General features: G+C 72.6%; 11 protein-coding genes. 3 read left to right on the top strand and 8 right to left on the bottom strand.

Going from position 1 to position 14,678, the window contains the following annotated elements; all coding sequences use genetic code 11:
• Positions 1-7 precede the first annotated feature (7 nt).
• The 6 genes from HMPREF3099_RS02305 to HMPREF3099_RS02280 form a co-directional block, all read right to left on the bottom strand.
• Positions 8-1,129 carry an iron-siderophore ABC transporter substrate-binding protein gene (locus HMPREF3099_RS02305; RefSeq protein WP_070703575.1) on the bottom strand — a complete coding sequence of 374 codons (1,122 nt, stop codon included), beginning with the start codon at positions 1,127-1,129 and terminating at the stop codon, positions 8-10.
• A 48-nt stretch (positions 1,130-1,177) separates the two neighbouring features.
• Positions 1,178-2,050: a siderophore-interacting protein gene (locus HMPREF3099_RS02300; RefSeq protein ID WP_070703574.1), complete on the bottom strand. Its 873-nt coding sequence runs from the start codon at positions 2,048-2,050 to the stop codon at positions 1,178-1,180.
• A gap of 42 nt (positions 2,051-2,092) precedes the next feature.
• The gene (locus tag HMPREF3099_RS02295) at positions 2,093-3,346 is read right to left on the bottom strand and encodes a lipase family protein (protein WP_083323420.1); all 1,254 of its coding nucleotides are present in this window, start codon (positions 3,344-3,346) and stop codon (positions 2,093-2,095) included.
• A 514-nt stretch (positions 3,347-3,860) separates the two neighbouring features.
• On the bottom strand, positions 3,861-5,474 hold the full coding sequence (locus tag HMPREF3099_RS02290; RefSeq protein ID WP_070703572.1) for an acyl-CoA carboxylase subunit beta: 1,614 nt from the start codon (positions 5,472-5,474) through the stop codon (positions 3,861-3,863).
• A 7-nt stretch (positions 5,475-5,481) separates the two neighbouring features.
• On the bottom strand, positions 5,482-6,666 hold the full coding sequence (locus HMPREF3099_RS02285) for an acyl-CoA dehydrogenase family protein (protein WP_070703571.1): 1,185 nt from the start codon (positions 6,664-6,666) through the stop codon (positions 5,482-5,484).
• Positions 6,667-6,784: 118 nt separating this feature from the next.
• Positions 6,785-7,720: a PfkB family carbohydrate kinase gene (locus HMPREF3099_RS02280; RefSeq protein ID WP_070703570.1), complete on the bottom strand. Its 936-nt coding sequence runs from the start codon at positions 7,718-7,720 to the stop codon at positions 6,785-6,787.
• A gap of 82 nt (positions 7,721-7,802) precedes the next feature.
• Between HMPREF3099_RS02280 and HMPREF3099_RS02275 the strand changes: the two genes are divergently transcribed.
• Positions 7,803-9,587 (top strand): acetyl/propionyl/methylcrotonyl-CoA carboxylase subunit alpha, encoded by a 1,785-nt coding sequence (locus tag HMPREF3099_RS02275; protein WP_070703569.1) that lies wholly within the window; start codon positions 7,803-7,805, stop codon positions 9,585-9,587.
• 251 nt (positions 9,588-9,838) lie between these two features.
• Here HMPREF3099_RS02275 and HMPREF3099_RS02270 read toward each other — a convergent pair whose 3' ends face one another.
• Positions 9,839-11,272 (bottom strand): NAD(P)H-quinone dehydrogenase, encoded by a 1,434-nt coding sequence (locus HMPREF3099_RS02270; RefSeq protein WP_070703568.1) that lies wholly within the window; start codon positions 11,270-11,272, stop codon positions 9,839-9,841.
• Between the two features lie 68 nt (positions 11,273-11,340).
• Between HMPREF3099_RS02270 and HMPREF3099_RS02265 the strand changes: the two genes are divergently transcribed.
• The gene (locus HMPREF3099_RS02265) at positions 11,341-12,189 is read left to right on the top strand and encodes a purine-nucleoside phosphorylase (protein WP_070703567.1); all 849 of its coding nucleotides are present in this window, start codon (positions 11,341-11,343) and stop codon (positions 12,187-12,189) included.
• Positions 12,190-12,266: 77 nt separating this feature from the next.
• Positions 12,267-13,991: a phospho-sugar mutase gene (locus HMPREF3099_RS02260; protein WP_070703566.1), complete on the top strand. Its 1,725-nt coding sequence runs from the start codon at positions 12,267-12,269 to the stop codon at positions 13,989-13,991.
• On the opposite strand, the gene HMPREF3099_RS02255 is transcribed toward HMPREF3099_RS02260, so the two are convergent.
• Complete coding sequence (locus HMPREF3099_RS02255) at positions 13,992-14,669, bottom strand: PH domain-containing protein (RefSeq protein ID WP_070703565.1); 678 nt, start codon at positions 14,667-14,669, stop codon at positions 13,992-13,994.
• Positions 14,670-14,678: the final 9 nt, after the last annotated feature.

Raw genomic sequence — 14,678 nt, 5'->3', positions numbered from 1 at the left:
GGCTCCGTCACTTGGCGGACGAGGCCTTGGCGCCGGAGGCCTTGGCACCAGACCCCTCACCGGCCAGCGCCTTGGAGATCTCCTCGACGTACAGCGGCACGTTCTCCGGGATCGACAGCGCGGTCGGGTTGGCAGCGGCGCCCACGGGGGACTCGCCGTCGAGGGCCACGATGGCCTTGTTCTTGACGGCCGGCAGCTGCGAGAGCACCGGGTCGGCGGACAGCGCCTCGTAGAGCTCCCCGCCGCCGTAGGTGATGATCACGTCGACGTCGGCCAGCTCGTCAGCCTTCTCGGTGCTGATCTTGCCGGCGTACTTGCCCGGCTCGCTGTGCTTCTTGATGCTGTCGGGGATCTTCATGCCCAGGTCCTCGAGGAACTTGGAACGGGTGTCGTCGGCGGCGTAGAAGTTGATCTCCGAGAGGTCCGTGAGGTCGACGTGCGTCATGAACATGGCGCTCTTGCCCTTGATCTCCGGGTGCTCGGCCACGGCCTTCTCGATCTCGCCCCTCAGCTCGTCCACCAGTTCCTCACCCTCGGCCTCCTGACCCAGGCCCTTGGCGTTCTGGAGGATGGCCTTGTCCCACTCGGTGGCCCACGGGGCGTCCGGGAAGGCGATGGTCGGGGCGATCTTGCTGAGCGTCGCGTAGTCCTCCTCGGACATGCCCGAGTAGCCCGCCAGGATCACGTCGGGGTCCGACTCGGCGATGGCCTCGAAGTCGTAGCCGTCGGTCTCGTCGAACAGCACCGGGGCCTTGGCACCGAGCTCCTGCAGAGCCTTGTCGGTCCACGGCTGGATGCCGTCGCCGTTGTCGTCGCCCCAGGTCATCTTGGCCATGCCCACCGGGGAGATGCCCAGCGCGAGCGGGGTCTCCTGGTTGGCCCAGTCGATGGTGGCCACGCGCTCGGGCTCCTCCTCGACGGTGGTGCTGCCGAAGGCGTGCTCCACGGTCACGGGCTCCCAGGCAGCGTCCCCACCCGACTCCGCCTCGCTGGAGGATTCTGCCGGGCTGGAGGACCCGGCCGCCTCGCTGGAGGAGTTGCTCGCCTCCTTCTCGGAGTCACCGCCACAGGCGGTGAGGGTGAGCGACAGGGTGGCCAGCAGGGCCACGGAGGAAGCCGAACGACGCATGGAGGATCTCCCCTTCTCGGAAATGGATAAGGAGAGGCTACCCTACGTTCATCCCTGCTCGAGTCGACCCTCCTCGGCTTCCAGCTGGGCCATGAAGTCACGCTTGCCGGCCTGCCACTCGTCCTCGGTGCAGCCCGTGCGCCAGTAGCCCGAGATGCTCACATCCGCCTTCGACAGGCCGTGCTCCACGAAGAGGTGGCGACGCATCTCCTTGACCATCTCCGCCACGCCGTGGACGAAGACCTGCACCCCCTCGGGCAGTCGCCCCCTCTCCCTGACCGCGTGCGCAAGCGCGTGCCCGTGAGCGGTCCCGTCGCGCAGCACCCGGTGGAGCTCGATGCCCTCTCCCTCGGGCAGCTCGGGAACGGCCTCGGCGGTGGACACCTCCACGAAGACCTGGGCGGTGCCGCCGGTGGCAATGATGCGCTCCATGGCGGCCGCGACGGCGGGGATCGCCGACTCGTCACCCGCCAGCAGGTGGTGGGCCTCCGGCGTCGGCGACCACGCTCCACCGGGTCCCAGGAAGGTGATGCGGTCGCCCGGCTGCGCGGAGGCTGCCCAGGGGCCGGCCAGCCCCTCGTCCCCGTGGCTCACGAAGTCCAGGGCCATGCGGCCGTTCCGCACGGTACGGACCGTGTAGGTGCGCGTGACGGGCCACCACTCGCGAGGCTGCTCGGCCTGCACCTTCTCCCGATCCACCGGGTGGCCGTAGGGCGCACCTGCGGGAGGGAAGAGCAGCTTCACGTAGTGGTCGGTGTGCTCCAGTTCCGACAGCGCGCCCACGCCCTCGCCAGTGAGCCACACCCGCACCATCTCGGGCGTGAGCCACTCCACGGCATCTACACGGGCGCTGCGGACGGGGCGGGGCGGGCGACCCCCGGGCCCGGACCCGGGGACTGACTGCTGCGGGGGCTGGGACATGACACTCCTCACTTGGACTTAGGTAAGGCTAAACAAATCTCCTCAGAACTCGCCGCAGGTGTTCACCGGGGCCTTCCCGGAGAACACGGTGCCGAAGAACACCGACTGGCTCAGCGAGTGCGGCACGTAGCCACCCACGTGGGTGGGCGTGGCCGCCGAGTACAGCCGGACGCTTGCCCCACCCGTGCACCACTCCCGGGCCATCTGGCGCCCCTGCGCGTAGGGCAGCGTGTCGTCGGCGAGCGAGTGCGTCACCACCGAGGGCACCGCCGGCGCCACGGAGCCGAGCCGGTTCGCGCGCACCGCGGCGGCGAGCCGCTCGTCGGTGGCCAACAGCTCGGCGAAGGACCGGCCGTCACGGGTGAACTCGGAGGTCTTCTGGAAGGCCTGGGTCAGCGCCCACGGCACGCACTGGGTACGTGCCTCGGCGACCTTCGCCAGCCCCCGCTCGTTGAGCACCCGCTCGAGATCCAGGTCGTACTCGGCATCCAGACCCGCCAGGGCGAACCAGGCCAGGCCGGACATCATCGTTCCGTCCACCTTCGGCGCCACCTCCGCGAGGTCCGCGGCCGGGGCCCCGACGGCGGCGCCCCGCACGTCGAGCTCCGGGGCGTAGGTGGGTGCCAGCTCGGCTGCGGCCGCCGAGGCCGCCCCGCCCTGGCTGTACCCGGTCAGGCCGACGCGGGCTCCCTTCACCCCGAAGGCGTCGGTGCCGGTGACGGCCCGGGCGGCGTCGAGCAGCGCCCGGCCGTGCGGGGTGCGCGCCATGTAGGTGTGCTCCCCCTCGGTGCCCAAGCCCTGGTAGTCCGTGACCACCACGGTGTAGCCGGCGCGCACGAGATTCCGGATGCCCTCGAGCTCGTAGTACTGGTTGAGCGATGCCGAGCGGGAGGGTGCGCACTGGTCGCCCAGGCCCTGGGTGCCAGGGGCCAGCGCGACCACGGGGCGGGTGCCCTCGCCACGCCACGGCGCCTTGGGCGTGAGCACGAAGCCGGAGGTGGCCACGGTGCGCCCGTCCGACGCGGTGGAGGTGTAGAGCAGGCGCTCGGCGGAGTACTCGATGGTGTGCGCGCCGGCCGGGTCGAGGAGGAACTCCATCGTCTGGCGGCGCAGCAGCCGACCGGGGGCGTCGGGCATGTCCGCGGGGGTCTCGTAGAAGGCCGGGTCCACCGGATCGGCGGTCGGTGCGGCGGCGGTGGTGGTCGTCGCCCCCAGCGGGGTCCCGGCCCCGGCGGAGACGGGAACAGCCAGGGCGGCGGTGAGGCACAGGGTGAGGGTGGGCAGGGCGCGGCGCACGGGGGTCCTTCCGAAGCGTGTGAACAGGGGCCTTCGGGATCAGACCACAGGTCACGCGCCCGACACAGGGCGTCACGCCCACCATGACCATGTCTTGACGATGCCGCGTGGGCGCCTCCGGCATCACATGGGGCGCAGCGTGAGGTCCAGGCTATTGCCGTCCCGGGCACCGCACTCCACCGGTACGCCCGCGGCGCTCCGCCCACGGCCCGCCGAACCGACCCTGGTGCCCCTGGGGCGTCCCGGACCTGCGCTGGGGCGATGGTGGTCCGGGACGCCACGGTGCGGTTCATCACTGGAGTGGACGACACCGCCGGCGGGGGGGGCACGGGATCCTCGCGCACCATCCCCGGCAGCTCCGTGCGCTGCTTTCCGCCCATGCTCACGTCCTTGCCCGGTGGGCCTGCAGCCAGCCCTCACTCCGGGGCGGCCGAGGCGTCGATGGACGCGCGGGTCCGCCTCTCGACCGTCGAGAGGCGGACCCGCGCGTCAGGTGGTGGGAGGTCCGCGCCGGTCAGACCGGCGGCACGTCCCGGCGGCGGGTCGAGAAGTGGCGCTCGCGGCCGCGGGCGAACTCCAGCCGCTTCAGCAGCTCCTCGCGCAGCGCGTCGGCCTCGATGATGCCGTCGATCACCAGGTCGGCCGCCAGGCGCTCGAGGTCCACGTCCTTGACGTACTCCTCACGCATCTGCAGCACGAACTGCTCACGCGCCTCGGGGCCCTGCTCGGCCTCGATCTCGGCGATCTTGTTGGCGTACACCGCGTTCACGGCCGCCTCCGGGCCCATCACTGCGATGCGGCCGGTGGGCAGAGCCAGGGTGGCGTCGGGCGCGAAGCCCGGACCCCCCATCGCGTACAGGCCGGCGCCGTAGGCCTTGCGCACCACGATGCAGAACTGCGGCACCGTGGCCGACGAGACGGCCGAGACCATCTTGGCGCCGTGGCGGATGATGCCGGTGCGCTCGACCTCGGAACCGATCATGAAGCCCGGCACGTCCACGAGGTAGACCAGCGGGATCGAGTAGGCGTCGCACAGCCAGATGAAGCGCGCCGCCTTGTCGGCCGAGTCGGTGAACAGCACGCCACCCTTGACCGCCGAGTTGTTGGCCACGATGCCGACGGTGCGGCCGTCCATGCGGGCGAAGCCGATGACCAGCTCGGGGGCGAACAGCTCCTTGATCTCGAAGAAGCTGTCGTCGTCCACCAGGCCGTCGATGACCTCGTGCATGTCGAACGGCACGGACTCTGCCTCCGGGACCGTGGTGCGCTCCAGCGGGTACGCCGGCTCCTCGGCCTCGTAGGGCTCCAGCTCCGTGTGCCAGTTCTGCGGCACGTAGCTGAAGTACATGCGCGCGGTCTCGATGGCCTCGGTGTCGTCGGCCACGAGGATGTCACCCACGCCGGAGACGGTGCAGTGCATGCGGGCACCACCCATCTCCTCCAGGGAGACCTTCTCGCCCACGACCATCTCGGCCATGCGGGGGCTGCCCAGGTACATGGAGGCGTTGCCCTCCACCATGATCACCACGTCGGTGAAGCTGGGGATGTACGCGCCACCGGCGGCCGACGGGCCGAACAGGCAGCAGATCTGCGGCACCTTGCCCGAGAGCGCCACCTGGTTGTGGAAGATGCGCCCCGCGCCACGGCGGCCCGGGAAGAGCTCCACCTGGTCGGTGATGCGGGCGCCGGCGGAGTCCACGAACCAGAAGACCGGCAGCTCCTCGCGCAGCGCGGTCTCGGTGGCGCGGACGATCTTCTCGACCGTGCGCGCACCCCACGAGCCCGCCTTCACGGTGGGGTCGTTGGCGATGACGATGGCGGGGCGTCCGTCCACGGTGCCGCGCCCGGTGACCACGCCGTCGGCCGGCAGGCCGGTGGCCGTGGCGTTGGCGTAGCGGCCGTCCTCCACGAACGAGCCCTCGTCGAAGAGCAGCGCGATGCGATCGCGGACGTAGAGCTTGTTCTGGGACTCGAGCTTGGCGGCGGCCTTCTCAGTGGGCGCCCCGGAGGCCGCGTGGGCCTCGTTGAGGCGGCGCCGGACGTCGGCGACCTTCTCGTCGCCGCCGGGGGTGGCGTCGGCGAAGGGCTGCACGCCGGGGGTCTCGCCTGCGTTGGTGGTGGTCGTCATCGGTGGATCAGGCCTCCAGACCCAGGCCACGGGCGATGAGCATGCGCTGCACCTCGCTGGTGCCCTCACCGACCTCGAGGATCTTGGCGTCGCGGTAGAAGCGGGCCACGGGGTACTCCTCCATGAAGCCGTTGCCGCCGAAGACCTGGGTGGCGATGCGGGTGGCATCCATGGCGGCCTCGGTGGAGTACAGCTTGGCCACGGACGCGGCCATCTTGACCTCCTGCATCGAGCGACGGCCGGCGTCGAACTCGTCCTTGAGCCAGGCGGCCTTGTAGGTGAGCAGGCGCGCGGCGTCCACCTTGACCTTGAGGTCGGCCACCTGGAACGAGACGCCCTGGTAGGCGCCGATCGGCTTCCCGAACGCAGTACGCGTCTTGGCGTACTCGGTGGAGTGCTCCAGGCAGGCCTGCGCCAGGCCGACCGCGAGCGCCGAGATGGCGATGCGGCCGTCGTCGAGGGTCTTGAGGAACTGCTTGTAGCCCTCGCCGCGAGCGCCCAGCAGGTTGGCCTCGGGGACGCGGCAGTTCTCGAAGGTCAGGCCATGGGTGTCGGAGATGTGCCAGCCGAGCTTGCGGTAGGCCGGCTCCACGGTGAAGCCCGGGGTGCCGGACGGCACGATGATGGCGCTGATCTCCGGCTTGCCGTTCTCCTTGGTGCCGGTGCGGGCGGTGACGGTCACGCAGGAGGTGATGTCGGTGCCCGAGTTGGTGATGAACGCCTTGGCGCCGTTGATGACCCACTCGCCGTCCACGACCTCGGCCTTGGTGCGGGTGCCGCCGGCGTCGGACCCCGCGTCCGGCTCGGTGAGGCCGAAGCCGGCCAGGGCGCGGCCGGCCACGAGGTCGGGCAACCACTGCTGCTTCTGCTCGTCCGAGCCGTAGGTGAGGATCGGGTTGATGCCCAGGCCCACACCGGCCGAGAGCGTGATGCCCATGGACTGGTCCACGCGGCCGAGCTCCTCGATGGCCAGGCACAGGTAGGTGAACGGGCCCTCGTCCTCCAGGCCGGCACCGCCGTACTCCTCGGGGACCACCAGGCCGAACAGGCCCATCTCGCCCATCTTGGGGATGAGCTCGGTCGGGAAGTAGGACTCGGCGTCCCACTTCTCCACGTGCGGGGCGATCTCCGCCTCGGCGAACTGGCGGACGACCTGGCGGAAGTCCTCGTGGTCCTTGGACAGTTCGAACATGCTCCAGGCCTTTCGTGGCGGGGTCAGGGGGGCGGTGCGCCCGGGCGCGTCGAGGCGCCCTCGCGCCGTGGCGCGGGTCACACCATCGCAGAGCATAGGTGGTGCCGAGGAGGTCGGGTCACCGCCCGGCCAGGAAGGCGTCCACCTCGGCGGCCGTGGGCACCGTGGCCGGCCCGTGGCGGGTCACCTTGAGCGCCCCGGCCGCGTTGGCCCGGCGCGCGGCGGCCACCGGGTCGGCACCGGCCGCCAGCTCGGCGCACAGCACGCCGGTGTGCGTGTCGCCCGCACCGTTGGTGTCCACCGGATCCTGCGGGAAGCCCGGCACGGCCACCACCGCTCCCCCGTCGCCCACGGCACAGCCCTTGTCGCCGTCGCGCACGACCACGAGGCACCCGGCCGACAGGAGCCCGGCCACCTGCGCGGCGAGCTCGACCATGTCGGTGTCGGCGGGGGCACCCACCAGGGCCTCGGCCTCCTCGGCGTTGCTGCTCCACACGTCGGTGAGGGCCAGCACCTCGCGCTGCAGGGCGGCGTCCAGCCCCTCGAAGGCCGCGCCCGGGTCGAGCACCACCCGCACGCCCGTCGGCAGCCCGCGCAGCCAGGCCAGCAGCGGGTCGCGGGTGGGCTCCAGCAGGCTGTACCCGCTGACGCACACCAGGTCGCCGTCCACCGGCTCGCTCGTCTGCAGCGACTCCGGGCTGATGACGCGCTCGGCCCCCATCGCGGTGACGAAGGTGCGCTCGGCCGAGGGCTCCACGAGCACCACGCACACCGCCGTGTCCTGGTCGGGGACCTCCGGGCTGGTCAGCGCGATGCCGTCGGCCGCCAGCGCCTCGCGGACCAGGTCGCCGTTGGGCCCGGTCCCCACCGAGCCGGCGTGCACGGCATGGGCGCCGGACCGGGCCGCCGCACGCAGGATGGTCACCGCGCCGCCCACCTCCCGCGTGGTGCTGGAGGCCATGACGTTGCCGCCACGCCGCGGAAGGGCGGGCACGTGGACGACCTCGTCCACCAGGGCCTGGGCGGTGTGGATGACGCGCGGGGTCCTCGACATGCCCCAAGGGTGCACCACGCCGTGCCCGGTACGGCGTGGATCGCGCGCGAGGTGTGGGCCGCGCCACGTTAGAGTGCCGCCCATGGCTCCTGTGACCTCCGTGCTGATCGCCAACCGTGGCGAGATCGCCGTCCGAATCGCCCGCGCCTGCGCCGATGCAGGCATCCGTTCCATCGCCGTGTACGCCGACGCCGACCGCGACGCGCTGCACACGAAGGTGGCCGACGAGGCCTATTCCATCGGGGGCAACACCCCGGCGGAGTCCTACCTGGTGGTGGACAAGCTGCTGCAGGTGGCCAAGGACGCCGGCGCGGACGCCGTGCACCCCGGCTACGGCTTCCTGGCCGAGAACGCCGACTTCGCGCAGGCCGTCATCGACGCCGGCCTCACGTGGATCGGCCCCTCCCCGCAGGCCATCGACTCCCTGGGCGACAAGGTGAAGGCCCGCCACATCGCCGATGCCGCCAACGCGCCCCTGGTGCCGGGCACCAAGGACCCGGTGGAGTCCGCCGAGGAGGTGCTCGCCTTCGCCGACGAGCACGGCCTGCCGGTGGCCATCAAGGCTGCCTACGGCGGCGGTGGCCGCGGCCTCAAGGTGGCCCGCACCCGCGAGGAGATCCCCGAGCTGTACGACTCCGCCGTGCGGGAGGCCGTGTCGGCCTTCGGTCGCGGCGAGTGCTTCGTGGAGCGCTTCCTGGACTCCCCCCGCCACGTGGAGACCCAGTGCCTGGCCGACCAGCACGGCAACGTCGTGGTGGTCTCCACCCGCGACTGCTCGCTGCAGCGCCGCAACCAGAAGCTCGTGGAGGAGGCCCCGGCCCCCTTCGTGACCCCGGAGCAGGACGCCGAGCTGCGCCGCGCCTCCAAGGACATCCTCAAGGCCGCCGGCTACGTCGGCGCCGGCACCTGCGAGTACCTCATCGGCACCGACGGCACCATCTCCTTCCTCGAGGTGAACACGCGCCTCCAGGTGGAGCACCCCGTCACCGAGGAGGTCACCGGCATCGACCTCGTGCGCGAGCAGTTCCGCATCGCCGCCGGCGAGGAGCTGGGCTACGACGACCCGGAGGTGCGCGGCCACTCCTTCGAGTTCCGCATCAACTCCGAGGACGCGGGGCTGAACTTCATGCCCTCCCCCGGCACCGCCACCACGCTGCGCACCCCCGCGGGCCCCGGCGTCCGCGTGGACTCCGGCATGGTCGAGGGCGACACCGTGGCCGGTGCGTTCGACTCCATGCTGGCCAAGCTCATCGTCACTGGCCGCACCCGCACCGAGGCCCTCGAGCGCTCCCGCCGCGCGCTGGACGAGTTCGTCGTCGAGGGCATGCCCACCGTGCTGCCCTTCCACCGCGCGGTGGTGCGTGACGAGGCGTTCGCCCCGGCCGACCCGGAGCAGCCGTTCAGCGTGCACACCCGCTGGATCGAGACCGAGTTCGACAACACCATCGAGCCGTACTCCGGCCCCACCGCGGAGGCCGAGGAGAAGGCCCCGCGCCAGGAGATCCTCGTGGAGGTGAACGGCCGCCGCATGGCCGTGACCCTGCCCGGCGACCTGGCCCTGGGCGGTGGCGGCGCGGCCGCCGGTGGCGCCCGCAAGAAGGCCCCCAAGCGCCAGCGCGGCGGCGGTGGTGCCGCGGCGGCCTCCGGTGACGCCGTGACCGCGCCGATGCAGGGCACCATCGTGAAGGTGGCCGTGGAGGAGGGCGCGACGGTGGCCGAGGGCGACCAGGTGGTGGTGCTCGAGGCGATGAAGATGGAGCAGCCCATCAAGGCGCACAAGGCCGGTGTGGTGACCGGGCTCAAGGCCGCCGTGGGCGAGACCGTGAACAACGGTGGCGTCATCTGCGAGATCAAGGACGCCGAGTGACCGCTCGCTGAGCGCCGCCCGGCGCACGCGAAGGGGCCCACTGACCTGTCCGGTCGGTGGGCCCCTTCGCTGTGTGCCCGGCGCCCAGGTCCTGCCCGGCGTGTCACCTCTCGGACGTCGATGCTCGGACGTTGAGTCGTCGTTCGTCGGGGTCAGAACCGCCCGGGGACCCCGACGAACGACGACTCAACGTGTGGGGAGGGCTCAACGTGTGGGGAGGGGCACGCGGCGGGACCCTGGCCCGGGCCGGCTCAGTCCTCGCGGGTGTGGAGGCGGCGCGCGGCCTCGGCGACGCTGCCCGACATCGACGGGTAGACGGTGAACGTGCTGGCCACCTGGTCCACGGTGAGGCGGTGGTGCACGGCCAGGGCCACCGGGTAGATGAGCTCGGAGGCCTGCGGGCCCACCACCACACCGCCGACGACCACGTCGGACCCCTGCGCGGCGTAGAGCTTGACGAACCCGTGGCGCACGTTGCGCATCTTGGCCCGCGGGTTGTTGACCAGCGGCAGCATCACCTGGTGCACGCGGCCCTCCCCCTCGTCCACCTGCTTCTGCCCGATGCCGACGGTGGCGATCTCCGGGTCGGTGAAGATGTTGGAGCTGATGCCGGTGACGCGCAGCGGGGAGACCGCGTCGCCGAGCGCGTGGCTCATGGCGATGCGGCCCTGCATGGCGGCCACCGAGGCCAGCGGCAGCACCGCCGTGCAGTCACCGGCGGCGTACACCCCCCGCACGGAGGTGCGCGACACCTTGTCCACCAGCACGTGGCCCGAGTCGGCGGTCTGCACACCGACCTCCTCCAGCCCCAGGTCCGCGGTGTTGGGCACCGACCCGACGGCCATGATGCAGTGCGAGCCGGTGACGGTGCGCCCGTCGGTGAGGGTCACGAGCACCTCGTCGCCCTGCCGCTCCACGGACTGGGCGCGGGCCCCGTTCATCACCTGCATGCCGCGCTCGCGGAAGACGGTCTCCAGCACCTCGGCGGCGTCCGGGTCCTCGCCGGGCAGCACGCGGTCGCGGCTGGAGACGAGCACCACCTCGCACCCGAGGCCCAGGTAGGCGTGGGCGAGCTCCGCGCCGGTCACACCCGAGCCCACCACGACGAGCTTGCTCGGCAGCTCGGTGAGGTCCCACACCTGCTGCCAGGTGAGGATGCGCTCGCCGTCGGGGCGGGCGCTGGGCAGCACCCGCGGGGAGGCGCCGGTGGCCAGCAGCACGGTGGCGGCGGTGAGCTCGGTGGTGCTGCCGTCGGCGGCGGTCACCTGCACACGGTCCGGCGCGACGAGGCGGCCCCGGCCGTCCACCACGGTGACGCCGGCCTCGGTCAGCGCCGCGCGGATGTCGGCCGACTGGGCACGCGCCAGGTCCATGACCCGCCGGTTGGCCGCGGCCAGGTCGATGTGGGCCTCCACCCCGTGCGCCAGCGGCTCGTGGGTGGCGGGGTCGCCGTCGTCCTCGGAGAACTCCACGCCCATGCGCCCGGCCACGTCGAAGCGGCTGCGGAAGTCCGCAGTGGCGATGAGGGTCTTGGACGGCACGCAGTCGGTGAGCACCGAGGCGCCACCCACCCCGGTGTCCTCCACGAGGGTCACGGTGGCGCCGCCCGCCGCCGCCGTGAGGGCGGCCTCGTACCCGCCGGGACCGCCGCCGATGATGATGACCTCAGGTGCGCTGGAGAGCATGCCCCCATCCAACCATCGACGGCCTGACGCACCACCCTCGCGGTGCCCCCAGTCGTTAGGGTGGCCCCGTGGCCCGACTCGACTCCCAGAACCCCTTCGACGACCCGACCGCCGACCCCCGCGAGATCGCTCGCCGGGCCGCGCAGGACGTGGCCCGCCTCTCCGGCGTGGAGCGGCACGACATCGCCCTCACCCTGGGCTCCGGGTGGGGCAGCGCGGCCGACCTGCTGGGCGAGCCCGTCGCGTCCTTCGACCAGTCCGAGGTGACCGGCTTCCCGCCGCCGGCGGTGGAGGGCCACTCCTCGGTGATGCGCTCGTTCGCGGTCGAGGGTCACGACGGCCGCACCCGCCACGTGCTGGTGTTCGGATCGCGCACCCACTTCTACGAGGGCCACGGTGTGCGCCCGGTGGTGCACACGGTGCGCACGGCGGCCGCGGCCGGCTGCGACACGATGGTGCTCACCAACGGCTGCGGCGGCCTGCGCCCCGAGTGGGCCCCCGGCACCCCGGTGCTCATCAGCGACCACGTGAACCTCACGGCGGCCTCCCCGCTGGAGGGCGCCACCTTCGTGGACCTCACCGACCTGTACACCCCGCACCTGCGCCAGGTGGCCCGCACCGTGGACCCCTCCCTGGAGGAGGGCGTGTACGTGCAGTTCCGCGGGCCGCACTACGAGACCCCCGCCGAGGTGCGCATGGCCAAGGTGATCGGCGGCGACCTCGTGGGCATGTCCACCACGCTCGAGGCGATCGCCGCCCGCGAGGCCGGCATGTCCGTGCTGGGCCTCTCGCTGGTGACCAACCACGCCGCCGGCATCAGCGACGAGCCGCTGGACCACGCCGAGGTGATCGAGGCCGGACGCGCCGCCTCCGCCCGCTGCGGCCAGCTGCTCGCCGGCATCGTGCCCCGCCTCTGACACCCGCGGCCCCGGCCGCACCCACCCGGACGTCCACCCACCCGGGGCCGAGCCCCCTTCCGCGAACGGAGACCACCGTGCAGCCCACCGACGACCTGACGGCCCTGCTGGCGCAGGCCCGCGCCTGGATCGCCGACGACCCCGACGAGGCCACCCGCACCGAGCTGCAGGCCGTGGTGGACGCCGCCGAGGACGGGGACGCCGCCGCGGCCGCCGACCTGGCCGACCGCTTCCGCGGCCTGCTGGAGTTCGGCACCGCCGGACTGCGCGGCGCGGTGGCCGCCGGCCCGGCGCGCATGAACCGCGCCGTGGTCATCCGTGCCGCCGCGGGCCTGGTGCGCTGGCTGCAGCAGCGCGCGACCGACCCGGTGACCTCCCCGACCGTGGTGATCGGTTACGACGCACGCCACCGCAGCCACGACTTCGCGCTGGACACCGCTGCCGTGGTGACCGCCGCGGGCGGCCAGGCCATCGTGCTGCCCGAGGCCCTGCCCACCCCGGTGCTGGCCTACGCCGTGCGCCACACCGGTGCCGATGCGGGCGTCATGGTCACCGCCTCGCACAACCCGCCGCAGGACAACGGCTACAAGGTGTACCTGGGCGACGGCAGCCAGATCGTCTCGCCGGTGGACGCCGAGATCGCCGCGCACATCCGGGCCGTGGAGTCCGTGGCGTCGGTGCCGCGCGCGGAGGCCGGGTGGATCACCGCCGCCGACGACCTGCGCGAGGCGTACGTCAAGGCCGCCACGAGCGTGGTGGACCCGGCGGGCCCCAAGCAGGTGGCCGTGGTCTACACCGCGCTGCACGGCGTGGGCAACGACCTGGTGGTGCAGGCCTTCGAGGAGGCCGGCTTCCCCAATCCCAAGAGCGTGGCCACGCAGGCCGTCCCGGACCCGGACTTCCCCACCGTGGCCTTCCCCAACCCGGAGGAGGACGGTGCCATCGACGCCGCCCTGGAGCTGGCCTCGCGGATGCAGCCGGACGTGGTCATCGCCAACGACCCGGATGCCGACCGCTGCGCCGTGGCCGTGCCGGACCCCGAGTCCGTGACCGCCGACGACCCGGTGGGCTGGCGCATGCTGCGCGGCGACGAGGTGGGCGCCCTGCTGGGCAACCACGTGCTGCGCCGCGCCGCCGAGACCGGTGGCCTGCCCGAGGACGCGGTCTTCGCCAACTCCATCGTGAGTTCGCGGCTGCTCTCGCGGATGGCGGCCTCCGCCGGCGTGCGCCACACCGAGACCCTCACCGGCTTCAAGTGGATCGGCCGCGTGGACGGCCTGGCCTTCGGCTACGAGGAGGCGCTGGGCTACTGCGTGGACCCGACCCACGTGAAGGACAAGGACGGCATCAGCGCGGCGCTCATGGTGGCCGACCTCGTGGCCCGCCTGCGTGCCGGCTCGCGCACCCGCACGGTGCTGGACGTGCTCGACGACCTGTACCTCGAGCACGGCGTGCACGCCTCGGACTCCTTCAGCATCCGGGTGGAGGAGCTGGAGCAGATCGATGCGGTGATGGCCGCCCTGCGCGCGCAGCCGCCGACCTCGCTGGGTGGCCCCCCGGTGGCCGAGGCCGCCGACCTGGCCGAGGGCTGGAACGGCCTGCCGCCCACCGACGGCCTGCGCTGGGTGCTGGCCGACGACACGCGCGTCATCGTGCGTCCCTCGGGCACCGAACCGAAGGTGAAGGTCTACCTGGAGGTGGTGGTGCCCGTGGAGTCCGGCGACCTGCCGGCCGCCAAGCACACCGCCCGGGAGCGCCTGGCCACGGTGCGCGCCGACATGGAGCGCCTCACCGCCCTCTGATCAGAGGAACCAGACGGCCAGCGGCAGCAGCAGGCCCACCGCCATCGCGGCCGCCGGCAGCGGTGCCACGGTGCGGGTGGTGGGCGTGGGGTCGGCCTCGATGTGGCCGTCGGCCAGGGCGTCGGCGTGCGCGTCGCGGGCCCCACGCACGGTGGAGGCCACGGACTGCAGGTCCTCCAGCATCGCGAACTCGGGCTTGAGCGGCTGCGGGTCGGCCCCGGTGCGGGCGGCGTCGAGCTTGCGCAGCAGACCCAGGCCGGTGACGTCCGCGGTGTGGTCCACGCCCGAGGGGTCGCGGTAGGAGGAGCCCACGGCCCAGGCGCGGTGCATCCCGGTCTCGGACTCCACCTCCAGGCTCCAGCGGGAGCCCACGCGGCGCACCCGCTGCCACGGGATGCGCACCGTGCGCACCGGGTTGACGATGGTCAGCCCGTCGGGGTCCAGCTCCACCCGGGGACGCCAGATGAGCACCCACGCCAGGGCGGCGCCGGCCACGGCCAGGCCCACCGCACCCCACATGACCGGCCGGGTGACCAGGGCCAGCACCACGAAGCCCGCCGCCAGGAGCCAGGAGACCACCGCGAGGATCCGTGCCTTGCGCGGGTGCACCACCTGCGAGGGGCGGGCGGCGGCGCGGGGCCCGGGCGCGGGAGTGCGGTCGGCGGGGTGCTGCGTCATCGGGGAGGC

This window comes from Kytococcus sp. HMSC28H12, assembly GCF_001816045.1.
GTDB lineage: Bacteria > Actinomycetota > Actinomycetes > Actinomycetales > Dermatophilaceae > Kytococcus > Kytococcus schroeteri.
The sequence above is the reverse complement of the archived record's forward strand: the minus strand, read 5'-3'. Positions and strand labels throughout refer to the sequence as shown.